Below are 17506 nucleotides of genomic sequence, written 5' to 3'. Positions count from 1 at the left end.
GCGGCACCCATTCCTACGAGGAGATCTACTGTGAAGCTCCACCCTCTCGACGACGCACCGCTGTCCGGATTCCACAAACGCTTGGCGCTGTATGCGGCAGGTGGTCCATTCCTTGACGGTTACATCTTGAGCAGCATCGGGGTTGCGCTGGTCGCCGCTGGTCCCGAACTGGAACTATCGACTGTGATGAAAGGACTGATCGGCGCCGGCGCCCTGATCGGAATGCTCTTCGGGGGGGCGGTATCAGGCTTCCTTACCGACCGCTTCGGACGACAGGTGATGTTCACCCTCGACTTGGGACTGATAGCAGCAATTTCCGTGTCCCAGTTCTTCGTCACCGAAGGATGGATGCTGCTCGTTGCCCGACTGTTCCTCGGCGCCTGCGTGGCGGCCGATTACCCGATGGCATCATCCCTACTCACCGAATTCTCGCCCCGAAAATACCGAGGACAATTTCTCAGCGGACTCGTATGCATGTTCTTCATCGGCGCAGCGGCGGCGTACTTCGTCGGCGACGCCATGCTCAGGCACCTGGGCGATGATGGCTGGCGCTGGTTCCTCGCCAGCGCCGCTGTTCCGGCGCTCACCCTGCTTCTTCTACGACTCGGAACCCCAGAGTCGCCGCGATGGCTGCTGAGCCGAGGGCGCGGGAGTGAAGCACAACAAGTACTCACCCGGGTATACGGGGCACATGTGACCGTGGCAGACATCGCCCAGGACGCGGGTCCCACCAGCACGTGGCGTGACCTCCTGCGACGCGGCTACCTCGGACGTCTTGTCTACGTCGTGATCTTCTACACCTGTTCCAACATCCCAGTTTTCGCGATCTACACCTTCGGACCCGAGATCCTCGGAGCGTTCGGCTTGGAATCCATATCCGACAACATCGGATCCGCTGTGCTCGAATTCCTGTTTCTCATCGGGGTAGTGACAGCGTTGTTGGTCATCAACAAGACCGGACGCAGGCGAATGGTCATCTGGGGCTCGATCCTTGCCGGACTCGCCCTACTAGTTCTCGGTCTGGCTCCCGAGGCATCGCCCCTCGTAGTAGTTACCGCGTTCACATCTTTCGCGATCTTCAACGGCGGACCCCAGGTCCTGACATGGGTCTACCCCAACGAACTGTTTCCCACTGCCATCCGTGCGACCGCAGTGGGTATCGTGACGGCATTGACACGCGTCGGCTCAGCAGTAGGCGTCTTTCTCGTCCCCCTGTCGCTCGAGCACCTTGGAATTGGTGGCACGATGCTGATCGCTGCTGCGATCCTGATATTCGGCGGCGTGGTGTCCATCATCTGGGCCCCAGAGACCACTGGCTTATCCCTCGACGAAGCCAGCAGCATCGACAATGGAGCAGGCGGGCACCGGCCTGCTGCGCAGACCGGACAATCACCCCTGGCCGCAAAGTCCGATCGCTACTGACACCCCGTAACGTGTTCCCCGAACGCCAGAACACGTGGCATGTCTCGTCTCGAAACCGAGGCGAGCGATGTCGTGTCTCCAACAAACGGGGACACGATGCGACCGGTCGTGGCAGTGGGAACTCCCGCAACGGCACGCGGGCGAAGGTGGTGTTCACCGAGATCGGACCGGTGCAGATCGAGGTACCTAGGGTCAACGATTCCTTGTCCGCGCCGCAGATCGTCAAGAACCGTCAACGACGCTTGACCGGTATCGACGAGATCGTATTGTCCCTCACGGCAATGGGGTTGACGACCGGAGAAGTATCTGCACATTTTCAGGACGTGTACGGGGCAACGGTCTTGAAAGACATCATTTCCTGGATCACCGACAAAGTCGTCGGAGAAGTGATCCAGTGGCAGAACCGGTCACTCGATCGGGGGCGGACTCCACTAGTCGTGGCGAATCGTCGGGTCATTATGCGGGGTCACCATCGTCGCATGGCCTGAGCTGGATTGAAGTCGTTCGGGCATAGCCTCGGACGATCGTTGAGTCAGGTGGCAACCTCGTCGAGCTGGTCTTGGGTCCAGTAACCAGGTCGGTTCCCTTCGGAAAATGTTTCTGCAGAAGGCTATTCATGTTCTCGTTCGATCCCCGTTGTCACGGCGAATGTGGATCCGCGAAGTAGATCTTCACTCCTGTGGCGGCTGCGATGCATTCGTGTTGGAATATCTCATTGCCCTGGTTCCAGGTCAGCGACCGTCGCAGTACGACAGGCGTCAGCGTGACGCGTGCGATGAGAGCGTCCCCGACGATCTGGGCGGAGTGTCCACGACGGATCGCGACCAGGATGGTCAATCGCATCTTGTGATCGACGAGAATCGCGATGGTGTTGTCAAGTTCTTTGGGATGCAGCAGTTTTCGGGCGCACACGGAGCAGTCGGTCAGGCCCTAAGGGGCAGTTCGGTGACCTGATCCCACACCCAGAGTCGTCATGTCGGTGCGGTGATCGGTGGCGGTCACACCGGTGTCTCGGTGGGTGGAAGTGCGGGGAGATGCGCCTGAAAGCGGCCAGAAACCGTTGCGCTGCACCGACAGAGAGGAACCCTTTCATGGCGCGTTCGCGTTGCCGGGTCGGTTGATGGGAGTTCTCGCACCGATTGTTGAAGTATTTGTTCTGCCGGTGCTCGACCGTCGACATAGTGGTCCGGTGCGTGACCTGGTAGCTGGGGAGTTTGTTGGTGACCAGCATCCGCGGCGGGTGACTCTGGTGTTTGAGGAGTATGCGGAAGAACCTGGGTGCAGCCTTCCCATCCCGCTTGTCCTGAGTCAATACGTCGGGCACGTTTCCGTGCTGATCGACAGCCCGCCACCGATATTTTCGGACTCCGCCGATCTTGATGAAGACTTCGTCGAGGTGCCACCTGTCACCAGGTCGGGGTGTCTGCCGCCGCAGTCGGCGGGCGTATTCGGGCCCGAACCGGGTGCACCAGGTACGGATCGTTTCGTAAGTCACCTCGACCCCACGGTCGGCCATGAGTAACTCGATGTCCCGGAACGAGAGGGTGAATCGGTGGTGCAGCCACACGCAGTGCGCGATGATCTCCCGCGGAAACCGGAACCCTTTGTATGTCGACGACACCACCAGATCATCCCAGATCCCGCGATCTCAACAACTTGACAGTGCCCTCAAGGACCGTTACTTCCAGGCGGATGTCCCGTCCGACGAGAAGCTGATCCGCGAGGGCATCGAGGGTCAGGTTCCCTATCGCGGACCTCGAGTCGAGCGGGCTGCTGAGCACCGACAAGTGGCGTACCAACGCCCGAAGACTTGATCGACACCGTGATCGGCGCAGTCACACCGGAGCGCACCTCACCAGTGACGAAATGTCCTGCCCGCCCGTGGGCACCCCTCGAATGAGGATTGGGCGCCAGAGTGATGTTCTCGAGCGCGTGACTCGTTCTGAGCTCACTGACGATATCGCTGGCAAAGCTCTCGACGACGATTCAATATTGGGACCTGGACGTGGAGGGTGTGCAGTACGAGTGCGAGACCAGTACAGACAACCTTGAACGCATAGAGCACGGTCGAGTTCTCGTGGCCACGCCTGTTCAAATCACGCGGAGCCGGTAGCCGCAAAAGCGGGTCGGCACACCCACCGCCGCAGACACACCCACCATCCGCTGGCCCCAACCCGATCAGGCGATGGGCACAAGTAAACGGATGAACTCGGCAGTCGTAGTCGCGCGCCCGCCGGCATCATCGACGCCTTCCACACGCAGCACTAGTAGCCGTGCATGCACTGGCCAGCGTCGAGCACACGTCGTTGCCCCTCAGCACCCGGCCGGGCCTGATACGCCCCGAAACTTCCGCAGCGCTCAGGGCGCGTATGCCGCAGCTGTCGCAGCAGTGTCCTCGAAAAGGTGCATACGCGTAATCTTTCCATCCGTCACGGTCAGCCGCAGGGCGACATCGGTGTGGAAGGGTCGGCCGGTGGGAACTGCGACATGGTCAAAGCTGCCGAAGATGACTGCGTTCTCGCCCTCCGCGACGACAGCCTCGGCCGAGACGACGCTCTTGCCGGGTTCGACTGCAGCCCAGAGGGATCGAAAATACTCCGGCACTTCGCTGTTGCGTGTCCGCCTGCCCACCCACGATGCCACATCCGGGTTTCCGGGAACGAACCAGTCGATCTTGTCGGCGAAGAGCTCGCCCAGGCCTTCGGCGTCCTGTGCGCCGAGACGCTGCAGGAAGGCGGTGACGGCCTCTGCGGTGGTGTTCATGAGTGCCCTTTCTCGAGCTGCTGGTGGTGTGGGATCGCTACTTCTGTAGTGATCGATACAAAACGGTATCACATCTGTAGTGATCGTTATACAATCGGTGAATGGGCCGACCACGAAGCTTCGATAGAGGCGTCGCCCTGGATACGGCGATGCGCCTGTTCTGGGAGCGCGGATACGAACAGACCTCGATCAGCGATCTCACCCGGGAGCTCGAGATTTCGGCGCCGAGTCTGTACGCGGCGTTCGGGGACAAGCGAACACTGTTCGAGGAGGCAGTAGCGCGTTACGAAGCCAGTCCGAAGTCGGTGACCACAGCCGGGCTCGCCGGGACGAATGCACGCGAGGTGCTCAAAGCGATGTTCGACCGCGCGTCGGAGGAGTATCCGAGCGCGGCGCATCCGCGTGGATGTCTGGTCAACACCGAGCCCGGGTTGAGCGTGAACCGCACCCAGAACCGCGAGATCACAGCCGCACGGCTGCGAGAAGTGGCCGCGGACCGCGAGGCTGTCCCCGACGCGGAGACGCTGGCGGCGTTCACCCATGTTCTGCTCGTCGGCTTGTCGTCCTACGCCCGCGACGGCGCCGACGAACAGCAACTGCGCCGCGTGACTGAACTCGCCTTACGCGTAACTGGGCCATGAACTGGCCGCCATCGAAGTGGCACTGTCACGTTGTTGAACGCGGCAAACTGGGAGAATGTGGCGTGACCACCCCGATCCTGTCGTACAAAGGTCACCGCTACCCGGTCGAGATGATCAACCACTGCGTGTGGCTCTACGTCCGGTTCCCGCTCAGTCTCCGTGAAAGTCGAGGAGATGATGCTCCAACGCGGTGTCGTGGTGAGTTACGAGACGATCCAAAAGGTGGTGTGTGAATCGCACCGGCGAGTCCGGAGACTTACTGATTTGAGAACTCCGCAATTCGCGTAGTTCTGTGTTCACCGTAGTAGAACGCCTCGAGTTCGGCAGGAGGCACATCCCCACAATGCTCGTAGAGTCGCCGGTGGTTGAACCAGTCCACCCACTCCAACGTCGCGATCTCCACATGCTCGACCGTTCGCCACGGCCCACGAGGTTTGATCAACTCGGTCTTGTACAACCCGTTGATCGTCTCGGCGAGAGCATTGTCGTAACTCGACCCAGTCGCCCCGATCGAGGCATCGATACCCACCTCAATGAGCCTGTCGGTGAACGCAATTGACGTATACTGGGCGTATTCAACCCGTCGTCGCAACAGTGTGTAGTTGTGCAGATCGTAGCTGTTCTTCGAACACTTCCGCGGGGGTGCGCCAATCAAGGATCCCTCGCGGGCGGTTGTTGATCACGTTCGCCACTGCAGCGATCTCCGCGGAACTCCATCGGGAAAGGTCGGTCCCCTTCGGAAAGTACTGGCGCAGCAAACCATTGAGATGCTCATTGCTGCCTCGCTGCCACGGACTCTTGGCATCAGCGAAATATACTGGGACACCTGTCTGTTCGGTGAAGAGAGCGTGAGCTGAGAGTTCCTTGCCTCGATCCCATGTCAAAGACCGCCGGAGGGTTTTCGGTAGAGGGGTGACGGCCTTGGCCAGAGCGTCCTTCATGGTCAAGGCGCCGTAACCGGCCAGTGCTGGGCCGTTTTTCCTCGGGGAAATCACCCCGTATCCTTTCTGGCGAGGGAGATGGACGAGCATCGCATAGCGGGAGGTGCGCTCGATCAATGTAGCTACCGCGGAACGCTTGAGCCCGATGATTAAGTCGCCCTCCCAGTGGCCGGCGAGTTTACGATCAGCGACCTCTTTCGGGCGTTTGGCCAGCACGGTATCCGCAGTGACATGAGCCCACGTTTGCTGACGTGCACGCGATCTGGGCATTCTTTTGGTCCTGCCTCGCCGTAGATGCCAGGATTGCATTCGCTCCAACCCGCCACGGCTTTCGATGTAAAGTGCCTGATAAATCGCCTCGGCCGAGATTCTCATCGATTCGTCATCGGGGAAATCCAGCGGCAGCCGTTTCGAGATCTGCTCGGGACTCCACCCCGTCACCCACGCCCGATCTCCGCGATGGGGCTTGTTCTTCCCATCCCAAGACGGACCGTCTGGACCTACGACTTTCCCTGCGGTGGTGTGGACCTCACCGCTGAGCCTGTCCTGCACGTACTCACGCAATCGACCGTTGGTGACCATTTTGGCGACTCTGGGCCTGCGAGCACGCCGCTCGGCGTGCCATTGAGCTGTCGATGCTTTGTACTCGAGTCGGTAGGTCCGCGTTGACGCGTTCCGGCGCAGTTCCCGCGAGATCGTCGACGGGCTGCGATGAAGTCGGCGAGCAATTTCTCGGACGCCTTCGCCTTGCGCACGCCACAGGGCGATGTCCTCACGCTCGGACGACGAGATGTACCGAACAGAAACATTCGGGGACAGTTGCGGATTCACCCCACCAGCATGCTTGAATCAACGATGAGCGACCGGCTCTGACACTCCGGCAGCGATCCCCGCGTCAACGGTTTTCGCTCCACCCGCGATCGCGATCCAGAAGCGAACACGGTCTTGCCGCCACGCTATTGTCGGTCGCCCTGGCGAAGCGATCTGTCCTCGATACTCCCGGACTCGCTTCTGCTTCTCGACGACCCTCATCGAACACCTCTATCGGGTAGGTGTTGCGACGATGGGTTGAATACGCCCTGAGTTCCTCTGTCCGAGTGCATGATTGTGCCGACCACATCACCGCCGCGAGCAGCTACAGTCATGTCCAAGGCTTCGATGACCAGTTCGGTACGCATGTGATCCGCAATCGACCATCCCAGAACCCTTTTCGAGTGCTCGTCCTTGATCGCACACAGGTACATGTCATTTGCGCCGCAGGTCAGATAGGTGATGTCGGAGGTCCATACCGCATCGAGTCGTCCCTGATCGAACTTGCGCCGCACTAAGTCCTCCGGAAAGGAAGCAAACGGGTCGACTACGGTGGTGCGGACCTTGAACGTCCGGGGGCTGATCCCGACTATGCCAAGCGATCGCATGATCTTCGCGACCGTCTTCTCGGTGATCACCTCGGCGCGATCGTTGAGCTCAGCGGTGATTCTCGGTGCCCCGTAGACGCCTTTCGACTCCTGGTGGATCGTGAGGATCTTTCGTTCCAGATCAGCTCTTCGCTTCTGTCGTTCTTCCAATCGGGTTGTCACACTGCGACCTTGATGTTTGTAGAAACCGGAGGTCGATACTTCGAGCAGGCGTGCCATCCGATGAATTGCGGAGTTCGCGCACTCCGTGGCCATCAACGCGTAGAGTTCTACTTTTGTTGATTGGCTGCGAAGTACGCGGACTTACAATCAAAGGGTCAGTGCAACAGTGCAGTTGAAGGACGGTGTGAGTGTCGAAGATCGGCCGGCCAGGGATGTCGGATGAGAAGAAGGCGGAGTTGTGGCGCCGGTGGCGGGCTGGAGAGTCGATCAGCGTCATCTCTCGTGCGTTGCGAAAGCCGCCGGGCTCGGTGTTTACGGTACTGAAGTATCACGGCGGCATCGCACCCGAACCGCATACGGTGCGTTCCGGCCATTTGACTCCTGTTGAGCGCGAGGCAATTTCGCGGTCGATCGTTTCGGGCGATTCCGTGCGCTCGATGGCCTCAGCTCTCGGCCGGGTGCCCTCGACGATAAGCCGGGAAATCAACAGGAACGGTGGACGGCACGCCTACCGAGCTGCGGCCGCACAGGAACGTGCAGGCACGCATGCTAAACGACCCAAGCCATGCTTGCTGCAACGACGACCAGCGCTGCGCGAGAAGGTGGTATCGATGCTCGAAGACGAGTGGTCGCCGGAGCAGATCGTCGGACACCTCAGACGCCACCACAGCGGCGACGACGAGTTGGCGATCAGCCACGAGACGATCTACCGCTCGATCTACACCACGCGGTGGGGTGTTATTCCTCAAAAGCTGTGCAAACGCCTACGAACACGACGACCGATCCGAAAGAACAAGCGACACACTGTCAAAGGACAATGGAGGTCGCAGATCATCGATGCTCGCCCGATCGAGGGTCGGCCCGCCAGCGCCGAAGATCGTAGCGTAACCGGCCACCTGGAAGGAGATCTGGTGATCGGTTCGAAGAACAGCCAGGTTGCCACCCTGGTGGATCGCAAGGCCCGCTACCTGACGATCGTGGCGACACCCACCCGGCACACCATATCGGTGGTGCCCGCACTGGTGCGGGAATATGCACGGATGAATCCGGCATTGCGTCGGAGTTTGACCTGGGATCGTGGGATGGAATTGGCCGATCACAAGCTGCTCAGTGCCGCAACGGGTATCGAGATGTTCTTCGCAGCACCACGCAGTCCCTGGCAGCGAGGAACGAATGAGAACACCAATAAGCTTTTACGCCAATATCTTCCGAAAGGAATGTATCTCGGGGATCTGAGTCAGGCAGACCTCGATGCCATCGCGGCCAAGCTGAACAACCGGCCACGGAAGTGCCTCGGGTTCCGAACACCTGCGGAGTTCATGGCGGACGAGAGTGTTGCGTTGACAGGTTGAATTTACGGCGGCTTCTTTCAGAAACTCGTTTTCCATCCGTAGCCTGCGGATTTCTGACTCCATCTCCGCCACACGTGCCGCCTCCGCAGGGGTCGTCGCGGTCGCGGGGTCGGGATTCTCCTCGCGCCACGCTTTGACCCAGTTACCGAGCGTGCCCGGATTGATCTCCAGGTCCCGGGCGACAGCGGCGAATGAATGTCCCAGTCCGACAACCATGTGCACCGCTTCCGCCTTGAACTGCGGGCTGAACTGACGACGCTTCTCGGTCATGTACAGATCCTCTCTCATCCCGAGATTCACTGTCCAAGATCATTGGTACACCCCGCCTCCCGAAAACAGCCGCGAAGCAGGACAAACCCGCGCACAGTGGAGAGATGAGTCCCGCCGCGGGAAAGCCGGTGCCGCCGATGCTCGCCACGCTCGGCAATCCACCCACGGGGGAGCGCTGGCGTATTAACTGAACTAACGAATCGCATTATTGCAGGTCAGGGTGTGTGCTGATACTTTCCTCAGTATGTGCAGCGAGATGCGCCGGGCTGATCTTGCAGGGCTGGTCGTTCCCGACGTGGGGCGGCTGATTTCGACAGGTTCCGAAGCAGAGCCCTACCGGTTACTCGATGCGTCGGGTGAGGTAATCGGCGCTGCGACACTATTTTTCGAGGAACTTCACGCGTGTGACCGATCGTCGGCGACGATCCGATCGTACGGGCATGACTTGTTGCGGTGGTGGAGATTTCTCGCAGCGGTCGACGTGGGATGGGAGAGAGCCAGTCCCGCGGAGGGCCGTGATTTTGCGCGTTGGATGAAGATTGCGGATAAACCCAGGCGTGAACATTGGCGGAGGCGGGGCGAAAAAGTCTCCGGCACAACACCTGTAGGGGGCAATGCGGCCAAGAGTGGTCATTGGGTGGTCAACGAGGTCACCGGCAAGCCGCGGCAGGGACAGAAATTCTCCCCGGCCACTCGAGCGCACGCGGAAACGGTGTTGCGGGCGTTCTACGATTTTCAGATGAGCATCGGTGCTGGGCCGGTCGTCAATCCGTTCCCGGTGGATCGCTCGCCCCGCGCTTTTCGGTCGAACGCGCATCACGATCCGCAGGATCCGTTTCGTAACGAGCGGAAGGGGCGATACAGACCCAAGGTTCCGAAACGGATACCCAAGCGCATTCCCGATGATCGTTTCAACGAACTATTCGCGGCGTTGTCGTCTAACCGAGATCGGGCAATGTTGGCCTTCTGGGTTTCGACCGGCGCCCGCGCCGACGAGCTCCTGTCGATGTCCCAGAAGAGTGCGGACCCGGGCCAGCAATTGATCACCGTAATAAGGAAGGGGACCCGGGAGGTCCAACAGTTGCCGGCGTCGCCAGATGCATTCGTGTGGTTGCGGATCTATCAAGAAGAGGCCTGGGGAAAGGATGCCCCTCACGGCTGCGATCATCCCTTGTGGATGACGTTGCGCAGGCCGTGGCGGCAGCTGTCGTATTCGGGAGCGCGCGCGATGTTCTCACGGGCGCAGTCGATGTTGGGATCCAATTGGACCATTCACGACCTGCGCCACACCGCAGCCTTTCGGATGACGAGCGATCCTGACATGCCGTTGTCCGATGTGCAATGGATCCTGGGCCACGCGCACCTGACAACCACTCAGCTGTATCTGACCCCGAGCCGCGACGAAGTTTTCGCGCACGTACGAGCCCACCATGCTCGGTACACCGGCAACACCCAATCGCTGCACGCACCGCCAGCGCCGGGCTACAACCCGGCAGTGTTGGACGTACTTTTCGGAGGTCGACGCTGATGGTTTCTGCACGTGTCTCCAAAGCGCCTGCCAGTTGGAGCCTGAACGTCGATGCCCGCGAAGGTGCGAATCGCAGTGTCATCGACACACTCCTCGATCGGTATCCACCGCGTGTGGTGCCATCGTCGTGGAAGACGACTGAACTCGGCCGAGCGGCCGCACTGAAGCGGGTGGAAGCACTCATGATCCGGGCTCCGGGTAGCGAGAACTTTCAGCGCGATGCTGTCCGAGGTGCGGGGATGCTTCTGCGGTGGCTGAATTCGTTTCCAGGAAAGAGCTGGCAAGGCCGCTGGAACGGCAGTTGCGTCGCCGAACACGGTCTCGGATGGGTTTCGATACCGGAAACGTGGATGGACGAACAGGGAGTGCAATCGGTTCGGCCCACAGTCCTGACGCATGCCCTGATCGGATTGTTCGTCGCGGATCTGATTCGCCCCGATTTACGTTTCGTGGTCCAACTGCACCGGTCGCACTACTGGCGCGACTGGGCGGCAATCAGCCGAGATCCGAGAGGATTCGAACGACTGGAGGCCGCGGCCGGTGCAGAGACTGCCCAAGCAATGCAAGGTCGAACTGCACGATGGCAGATCTCCATGTTGATCCTGTCCAAAGGCGGCGGCCTATCCGACATCACCGTCGGCGACTGCGTCGAACTTCGCCAGGCGGAGCTCGCCGTATGTTCGAGAGGTAAAACGCGCTACCTCTTCTACAAACTTCTCCACGACATCGGGATCTTCCCACCAGACGCGCCACCGACTTTACGATTCGTCACGGTGTACCGAGGACAGAGCACCGTCGCAGAACTCGTCGATCGCTTCGACATCGCAAACGCCGACGTCCGGAATCTCCTCGTGGACTATCTGTCCGAACGTCACCCTTCGCTGGATTACACGACGCTCGACAATCTCTCACGACATTTGGCGCTGCATTTCTGGAAAAACCTGGAGACCACCCATCCCGGAATCAACTCGCTGCAACTCGACCGCGGCGTAGCCCAGGCATGGAAAGAACGCATGCATTGGAAGGTCAGCCGCCGCCGACTCCCCGACGGAACGTACGCCGAGACCCGTAGTCCACGAATGAACTACACCGACATGCTGACAGCTGTGCGCGCGTTCTATCTCGACCTGGCGGCGTGGGCAGCACTCGACCCCGCACGGTGGGCGAGGTGGGTAGTGCCGTGCCCGATCGGCCCAGGAGAGACGAGCGCGAAGAAAATCGGACGCCGACGCAAAGCACGCATGGATCAGCGCACACGAGAGCGACTACCTCGACTGCCAGAACTGGTGCGTATCGCAGAACAACGAGCCCATGACGCCAGGATGCTCCTCGAGGCCGCTGTTGCAGCATCGCCGGGCTCCAAATTCACCGTCCTCGGCAAGACCTACACCAAGTCGGACCCATGGTTGAAAGCAAGCGCTGACGGCATTCCGGTCATCTACGACTCCGAGGGACGAACCATCCGGCTCCGAGAAGCCGAGAACCGAGCATTCTGGGCTCTGGCAACTGTGGAAGTCCTGCGACACACAGGCGTTCGAATCGAAGAGATGCTCGAAATCAGCCATCACAGCATCACCCAATATCGATTACCCGCCACCGGAGAGCTCATCCCGCTACTGCAGATAGCACCCTCGAAGACAGACGAGGAACGCCTACTTGTGGTCAGCCCGGACCTCGCCGACATGCTGTCGACAATCGTGTCCCGAATACGCGGCGCGGACGGAGGAGTACCGCTTGTGCCTCTTTACGACCGGAACGAACGTATCTGGGTGGCCCCGGCCCCACTCTTGTTCCAATGGAAATGCGGTGGTCACCACCGCGCGGTATCTGCAGGTTTGATCCGCAATGCACTGACCGAACTCATCGATGCGGCAGGAGTGAAGGACGCAGCAGGCGAACCGCTGTACTTCCAGCCCCATGATCTGCGCCGAATCTTCGCTACCGACGCCATCATGAACGGCATGCCTCCGCATATCGCTCAAGTTCTGTTGGGGCACAAGGACATCAACACAACCATGGGATACAAAGCCATCTACCCGGAGGAAGCGATCAACGGTCACCGCGCCTTCATCTCGCGCCGACGTGCCCTCCGCCCGAGCGAGGAGTACCGCACCCCGACAGATACCGAATGGGATGAGTTTCTCGGACACTTCGAGCGCCGCAAACTCGCCCTCGGCGAATGCGGCCGCGCCTACGGCACCAGCTGCCAGCATGAACACAGTTGCATCCGGTGCCCTGTATTGCGTGTTGATCCCGCACAACGTTTCCGGCTCGTCGAGATACGCGACAACCTTGCTGCCCGAATTGCCGAGGCGGACAGCGAAGGCTGGATCGGTGAAGCAGAAGGTCTCCGCGTGAGCCTCGTGGCTACCGAGGAAAAGCTCGATCAGATCGATCGACGGGCCCGTCGTGCCGTTCAACTCAACATGCCCAGCTTCCCGGACATCGTCGCGCACATCGTCCAACCTCCTGCATGACGAGCATGAACCTGATTGGGGTGAGCGTGCCGGATCGGGAACCTTCCGTGCCGGGTGCAGCAGCCGGTAGACGGATGGCAGGTGGTAGCGACCGAGAATTTCCGGTAGGCACTCTACTCTCTTGTGAGGGTAGAGTGCCTCTGTGTTTGTGCGCTGCCGAGCGCGGTGGTGTGCACAGGTAAATCCGATTCGTAGGCGCTTGCAGCCTCGAAAATTACGTATTGATTCCGCGCTCGAACGTGGGCGGAGTCGGATGGAGCAATGTGATGGCCCAGAACACGGGCGGTACGGCCCCGCAGGTGCGAGAGGCGGGGGAGGCGGGTACGTCTGTGCGTGCGGCGTTGCGTTCACCTCGCCGGCTCAAGATCGAGGTCCTTGCCGGACTGGTCGTCGCGCTCGCGTTGATCCCCGAGGCAATTTCTTTTTCCATCATCGCCGGGGTCGATCCGCGGATCGGGCTGTTCGCCTCGTTCACGATGGCGGTCACCATCTCGATCGTCGGGGGCCGCCCGGCGATGATTTCCGCTGCTACCGGTGCGATAGCGCTTGTCATTGCGCCGGTTGCGCGTGAGTACGGGATGGATTGCTTCATCGCCACTGTCATCCTGGCCGGCATTTTCCAAGTGGTGCTCAGTGTTCTCGGTGTCGCCAAGTTGATGCGTTTCATCCCGCGCAGCGTGATGGTCGGGTTCGTCAACGCGTTGGCGATCTTGATCTTCACTTCGCAGCTGCCGCATCTGATCGGTGTGCCGGCTTTGGTGTATCCGATGGTCGGAGTCGGTTTGTTGGTGATGATTTTCCTGCCGCGGTTGACCTCGGTGGTGCCGGCGCCGCTGGTGGCGATCGTGCTGTTGACTGCGGCGACGGTGGTGTTTGCGTTGAACGTTCCCGATGTCGGGGACGAGGGCGAATTGCCGTCGAGCTTGCCGTCGTTGTTCTTTCCTGATGTGCCTTGGAATATGGAGACGCTGACGATCATTGCGCCGTATGCGCTGGCGATGGCGCTGGTCGGCCTCCTCGAATCGTTGATGACGGCGAAGTTGGTCGACGACATCACCGACACTCACTCGAACAAGACTCGCGAAGGGTGGGGGCAGGGTGTGGCGAACCTGGTCACCGGGTTCTTCGGTGGCATGGGCGGTTGCGCGATGATCGGGCAGACGATGATCAACGTGAAGGTCTCCGGTGCCCGCACGCGCATCTCGACGTTCCTGGCCGGTGTGTTCTTGTTGATTCTCGTCGTCGGGCTCGGTGACGTCGTCGCGTTGATCCCGATGGGCGCTCTGGTTGCGGTGATGATCATGGTGTCCGTCGGAACCATGGATTGGCACAGTATCGATCCGCGCACTCTGAAGCTGATGCCCAAGAGTGAGACGTTGGTGATGGTGGTGACGGTCGCTGCGACTGTGGGTACTCACAATTTGGCGATCGGCGTGATCTTGGGTGTGTTGACGGCGATGGTGATGTTCGCCCGCCGCGTCGCGCATCTGACGAATGTGGAGAAGGTGTCCGAAGCGGACACCAACGAGGACGGCCTGGTCGATACCCGCGTCTATCGGGTGACCGGGGAGCTGTTCTTCGCTTCGAGCAACGATCTGGTCTATCAGTTCGACTACGTCGACGATCCGGCGAACGTGATCATCGACCTCACCGGTGCCGACATCTGGGATGCCTCGACGGTCGCCACTCTCGATGCCATTCAGCACAAGTACGAAGCGAAGGGAAAGCACGTCGAGATCATCGGTCTCGACGGCGCCAGCCTCGAGCGGTTGGATCGGCTCTCCGGCAAGCTCGGCGGCGGTCACTGACGTCAGCTCATCCTCACCGAAGGGGCCGTTTCTTCACCTGCTCACACGGGTGAAGGAACGGCTTCTTCCACATCCTGACGGGATGCGGGAGCAGGGGCTGCATCGGAGCCGGTGCGGTCCCGGGTCGCAGCGACACGCACCGCGCACACGAAGAGGACGAGCGCTGTCAGGAGTTGGGCGTTTCCGATCACCTGCTGCGCAAGTTCACCAGCCCATCCCCCCGGGAACGTCCATCTCAGGACGAAATAGGGGCCGATGGCGAAAATTGTGACGGCAACGGCGATGAGGGGCCTCCACGATCGGTACTGCGGCGCCACCCCGAGGGGGATCAGCATGATGACGTACACCCAGTGGTGAGTGACCGCGATCGGTGCCGCGAGCAGCGACGCCAGCGCGACGACCCCGAGGGCGAGGACAGGTTCCCCGCTGCGCGTGAAGCGGTGCCCTGCGTAGGCTGCGGCGGCGATGATCATGGCGACGATCAGCAGCCAGATCGCATCTTTGAGCATGCCCTGGGCGCCGAGTCGGGCCAACAGTCCGGTGACGGCTTGGTTGCGGAAGAACTCGTGCGCACCGCCGCGGTCACTGCGGAAGAATTCCGTCGCCCAGAACCACACCGAATCCTTGGGCAGAAATACGAAACCGATACCGACGGTGACCAAGAATGCGCCGAGGGCGCGGGCGATCGAGGGTAGGTCTCGCCGCACGAGCAGGACGAGCCCGAAGGCAGCGGGAGTGATCTTGATGGCCGCGGCAATTCCGATGCCGATTCCTCTGAATCTGCGGGGCAGGGCGCCGCAGCAATCGGCGACGACCAACGCCATCAACGCGATGTTGACCTGCCCGAACCCGAGGTTCGAGCGCACCGGCTCGAGGACCAGCGCCACACCAGTCAGCGCCGCAGCCACAAGAGATGGCCGCGGTATCGACAATTGGCGCAGGACGACTTTCAGGATCCACCACACCAGCGCGATATTGATCGATGTCCATATCACCTGCAGGACAACGGGATCACTCCACGCCATCGGCGCGAAAATTATCGCCGCGAACGGCGAGTAGATGAACCGGAACCCGGACGAGCTCGGAAAATCTTCCGAATACAGCGGCAACCCTGATGTGAAAGCCAGTCCTGCGTCACGGAAGACGGACAGATCCATCAAATATCCGTTGACTGCGATGATCGAGTACGCGGCGACCACCGCAATCGAGAATGCGGTACCCATGGCAATGGTGACAGGTGCCCAGCGGGGTGACGTCAGCGATGGAACAGGCAACGAACTGTCTCCTCGGATTTTCGCCGATCAACTCAGGACGGCAACTCTACCCGTACGTTACAGTAGAGTTTGGTGGCTCGCACCTCGCGTTCGGTCCGGCAGGTCTGGTCCGATGCGGGTGCTCGCTAGAGTGGTCACCGAGCGCGGGCGCAAACATCTGCCCGTCATTCAAGGCCGGGTAGATGGATGTGGAGGTGCACCGATGGGTGACGACGACGGCATGCATATGCAGATTGGGCAGGTCGCGCACCGCACCGAGTTGTCCATCCGCACCGTGCGGCATTACGACGACGTCGGATTGGTCGTTCCCTCGGAGAGAAGCGTCGGCGGTTTCCGTCTCTACACCGAAGCCGATGTCGAACGCCTACTGGTTATTCGGCGTATGAAGCCACTCGGATTCACCCTGGCCGAAATGAAAGGCCTACTCGATGCGCTCGACGTCGTCAACGACGACTCGGCTACCGAGAAAGAGCGCTCCGAGGCGGAGGACTTCATCAACGAATGCCACGGCAAGGCTTCGGAGAGCTGCACCACGCTTCGGCGGCAATTGGCGTACGCCGAGGAACTGACCGAACTGCTCGCAGCGCGAAGCGCGACTTCGGGTTCATCGTCGCCGGCATCTCTCTGATCCGGGAGCGCGCCGGCGGAGTAGGCCCCGTCCCAGGGCGGGTCGAGGCTCTCCGTCCAGATATTCGGATTGCCTCCGGTCTGTGAACTATTATTGCGCACTTGATATTCCGGCGATTCGACACGGCTGAATTGCGGTGACAGGCGAGCGCTAGGCGCCGGTAGCTCCTGTCGAACCGTGGGGAACGCTCCAGAATCTCGCCTCGTCGATGGTGACCTCGATCAGCGCCGCCCCGGTGGTTCCGCGGGGGAGCCACGGGGCAAGCATGCTGTGCCAGTGCTCGGCCACACTGTTGTAGTTGGTGGTGAAATCCGCAGTACCAGTGAGGGATACGGAACTGTTCGCCGATGTGAACGATATGTTGACCGCCGATCTCGCGGCGATGTGGGAGATGATGCGCGAGTTCGTCGGAGCAAGGAAGAACAAAGTTCCGCCGAAATCGCCCACGCGCAAGGCCATCGGCCTGCTGATCAACCGGTTCTGATCGTCGACGGTCGTGACCATCACCGTGTCCAGTGTGCGCAACAGTGCGTGAAGTTTCTCCACATTCTCCGCCGCCATCGTTGTCCCCTTCGGTCACGGTCATGCGCAGCAGCTGCGCCCAGTACTGCAAGAACGTGGATGCGGGTTACCCACATGCCCCGATCTTTCTTCACGGCACGGTGGGGCGCGTCACACTATTTTGCCTATCCGGTAACCAAACTCTACCATTCCGTAAGAGTAGGGTTCGCCGTTCTCGGTCAACCCCGTCGCCTGTCCAGGCGGCCGCGGCCAGGAGATTCCCAGGTTTGCCGCACGCATCCCCGGCGCACGACGCGCCAC

Annotated in this window: 11 protein-coding genes and 8 pseudogenes; 10 read left to right on the top strand and 9 right to left on the bottom strand. The window is 60.5% G+C overall.

What is annotated here, in order from left to right; translation table 11 throughout:
• Positions 1-30 precede the first annotated feature (30 nt).
• Together PCS43_RS28875 and PCS43_RS28870 are read left to right on the top strand one after the other, a co-directional pair.
• The gene (locus PCS43_RS28875; protein ID WP_064075667.1) at positions 31-1422 is read left to right on the top strand and encodes an MFS transporter; all 1392 of its coding nucleotides are present in this window, start codon (positions 31-33) and stop codon (positions 1420-1422) included.
• 92 nt (positions 1423-1514) lie between these two features.
• A pseudogene (locus PCS43_RS28870) lies at positions 1515-1838 on the top strand (transposase); the annotation flags it as partial.
• A gap of 223 nt (positions 1839-2061) precedes the next feature.
• Here PCS43_RS28870 and PCS43_RS28865 read toward each other — a convergent pair.
• From PCS43_RS28865 to PCS43_RS28855, 3 genes and pseudogenes are all read right to left on the bottom strand, one after another.
• On the bottom strand, positions 2062-2334 hold the full coding sequence (locus tag PCS43_RS28865) for a hypothetical protein (protein ID WP_064075666.1): 273 nt from the start codon (positions 2332-2334) through the stop codon (positions 2062-2064).
• An 18-nt stretch (positions 2335-2352) separates the two neighbouring features.
• A pseudogene (locus tag PCS43_RS28860) lies at positions 2353-3049 on the bottom strand (IS6 family transposase).
• Positions 3050-3780: 731 nt separating this feature from the next.
• Positions 3781-4185, bottom strand: a complete 405-nt coding sequence (locus PCS43_RS28855; RefSeq protein ID WP_054801825.1) for a nuclear transport factor 2 family protein — start codon at positions 4183-4185, stop codon at positions 3781-3783.
• A 101-nt stretch (positions 4186-4286) separates the two neighbouring features.
• Here PCS43_RS28855 and PCS43_RS28850 point away from each other — a divergent pair, with 101 nt between their 5' ends.
• The gene (locus PCS43_RS28850) at positions 4287-4826 is read left to right on the top strand and encodes a TetR/AcrR family transcriptional regulator (protein ID WP_231915088.1); all 540 of its coding nucleotides are present in this window, start codon (positions 4287-4289) and stop codon (positions 4824-4826) included.
• Between the two features lie 110 nt (positions 4827-4936).
• Positions 4937-5045, top strand: a pseudogene (locus PCS43_RS28845) (IS6 family transposase); the annotation flags it as partial.
• Between the two features lie 37 nt (positions 5046-5082).
• Here the strand turns inward: PCS43_RS28845 and PCS43_RS28840 are convergent.
• The 3 pseudogenes from PCS43_RS28840 to PCS43_RS28830 form a co-directional block, all read right to left on the bottom strand.
• Positions 5083-5397: pseudogene (locus PCS43_RS28840) on the bottom strand (integrase core domain-containing protein); the annotation flags it as partial.
• A 4-nt stretch (positions 5398-5401) separates the two neighbouring features.
• Positions 5402-6799 (bottom strand): annotated as a pseudogene (locus tag PCS43_RS28835) (IS30 family transposase).
• Positions 6796-7452: pseudogene (locus tag PCS43_RS28830) on the bottom strand (IS3 family transposase); the annotation flags it as partial. The pseudogenes PCS43_RS28835 and PCS43_RS28830, both read right to left, overlap by 4 nt.
• A gap of 83 nt (positions 7453-7535) precedes the next feature.
• On the opposite strand from PCS43_RS28830, the gene PCS43_RS28825 reads away from it, so the two are divergent.
• Positions 7536-8699, top strand: coding sequence for an IS30 family transposase (locus PCS43_RS28825; protein WP_064075662.1), 1164 nt, complete (start codon positions 7536-7538; stop codon positions 8697-8699).
• Positions 8700-8738: 39 nt separating this feature from the next.
• On the opposite strand, the pseudogene PCS43_RS33550 reads toward PCS43_RS28825, so the two are convergent.
• Positions 8739-8969 (bottom strand): annotated as a pseudogene (locus tag PCS43_RS33550) (transposase); the annotation flags it as partial.
• Positions 8970-9213: 244 nt separating this feature from the next.
• Here PCS43_RS33550 and PCS43_RS28820 point away from each other — a divergent pair.
• From PCS43_RS28820 to PCS43_RS28805, 4 genes and pseudogenes are all read left to right on the top strand, one after another.
• A pseudogene (locus tag PCS43_RS28820) lies at positions 9214-9504 on the top strand (site-specific integrase); the annotation flags it as partial.
• A 204-nt stretch (positions 9505-9708) separates the two neighbouring features.
• Positions 9709-10497, top strand: coding sequence for a tyrosine-type recombinase/integrase (locus PCS43_RS28815; RefSeq protein ID WP_197491354.1), 789 nt, complete (start codon positions 9709-9711; stop codon positions 10495-10497).
• Positions 10497-12974 carry a site-specific integrase gene (locus PCS43_RS28810; protein ID WP_003944634.1) on the top strand — a complete coding sequence of 826 codons (2478 nt, stop codon included), beginning with the start codon at positions 10497-10499 and terminating at the stop codon, positions 12972-12974. Before PCS43_RS28815 ends, PCS43_RS28810 begins: the two co-directional genes overlap by 1 nt.
• A 266-nt stretch (positions 12975-13240) precedes the next feature.
• A complete protein-coding gene (locus PCS43_RS28805) occupies positions 13241-14782 on the top strand; it encodes a SulP family inorganic anion transporter (RefSeq protein ID WP_270923156.1) in 1542 nt (513 codons plus the stop codon).
• Between the two features lie 41 nt (positions 14783-14823).
• Here the strand turns inward: PCS43_RS28805 and PCS43_RS28800 are convergent, their stop codons facing one another.
• A complete protein-coding gene (locus PCS43_RS28800) occupies positions 14824-16005 on the bottom strand; it encodes a glycosyltransferase 87 family protein (RefSeq protein ID WP_064073726.1) in 1182 nt (393 codons plus the stop codon).
• Positions 16006-16258: 253 nt separating this feature from the next.
• On the opposite strand from PCS43_RS28800, the gene PCS43_RS28795 reads away from it, so the two are divergent.
• Complete coding sequence (locus PCS43_RS28795; RefSeq protein ID WP_003944676.1) at positions 16259-16684, top strand: MerR family transcriptional regulator; 426 nt, start codon at positions 16259-16261, stop codon at positions 16682-16684.
• 150 nt (positions 16685-16834) lie between these two features.
• Here the strand turns inward: PCS43_RS28795 and PCS43_RS28790 are convergent, their stop codons facing one another.
• Positions 16835-17245, bottom strand: coding sequence for a pyridoxamine 5'-phosphate oxidase family protein (locus tag PCS43_RS28790; RefSeq protein WP_064073725.1), 411 nt, complete (start codon positions 17243-17245; stop codon positions 16835-16837).
• Positions 17246-17506 lie beyond the last annotated feature (261 nt).

This window comes from Rhodococcus sp. C-2, from assembly GCF_027854095.1.
Taxonomy (GTDB): domain Bacteria; phylum Actinomycetota; class Actinomycetes; order Mycobacteriales; family Mycobacteriaceae; genus Rhodococcus_F; species Rhodococcus_F qingshengii.
The sequence above is the reverse complement of the archived record's forward strand: the minus strand, read 5'-3'. Positions and strand labels throughout refer to the sequence as shown.

What these genes read in the sequence shown, in the direction of transcription:
- PCS43_RS28815 (WP_197491354.1), top strand. Translation starts at nt 9,709, where the DNA reads ATGAGCATCGGTGCTGGGCCGGTCGTCAATCCGTTCCCGGTGGATCGC.
- PCS43_RS28800 (WP_064073726.1), bottom strand. Translation starts at nt 16,005, where the DNA reads ATGGGTACCGCATTCTCGATTGCGGTGGTCGCCGCGTACTCGATCATC.
- PCS43_RS28810 (WP_003944634.1), top strand. Translation starts at nt 10,497, where the DNA reads ATGGTTTCTGCACGTGTCTCCAAAGCGCCTGCCAGTTGGAGCCTGAAC.
- PCS43_RS28805 (WP_270923156.1), top strand. Translation starts at nt 13,241, where the DNA reads ATGGCCCAGAACACGGGCGGTACGGCCCCGCAGGTGCGAGAGGCGGGG.
- PCS43_RS28855 (WP_054801825.1), bottom strand. Translation starts at nt 4,185, where the DNA reads ATGAACACCACCGCAGAGGCCGTCACCGCCTTCCTGCAGCGTCTCGGC.
- PCS43_RS28795 (WP_003944676.1), top strand. Translation starts at nt 16,259, where the DNA reads ATGGGTGACGACGACGGCATGCATATGCAGATTGGGCAGGTCGCGCAC.
- PCS43_RS28850 (WP_231915088.1), top strand. Translation starts at nt 4,287, where the DNA reads ATGGGCCGACCACGAAGCTTCGATAGAGGCGTCGCCCTGGATACGGCG.
- PCS43_RS28790 (WP_064073725.1), bottom strand. Translation starts at nt 17,245, where the DNA reads ATGGCGGCGGAGAATGTGGAGAAACTTCACGCACTGTTGCGCACACTG.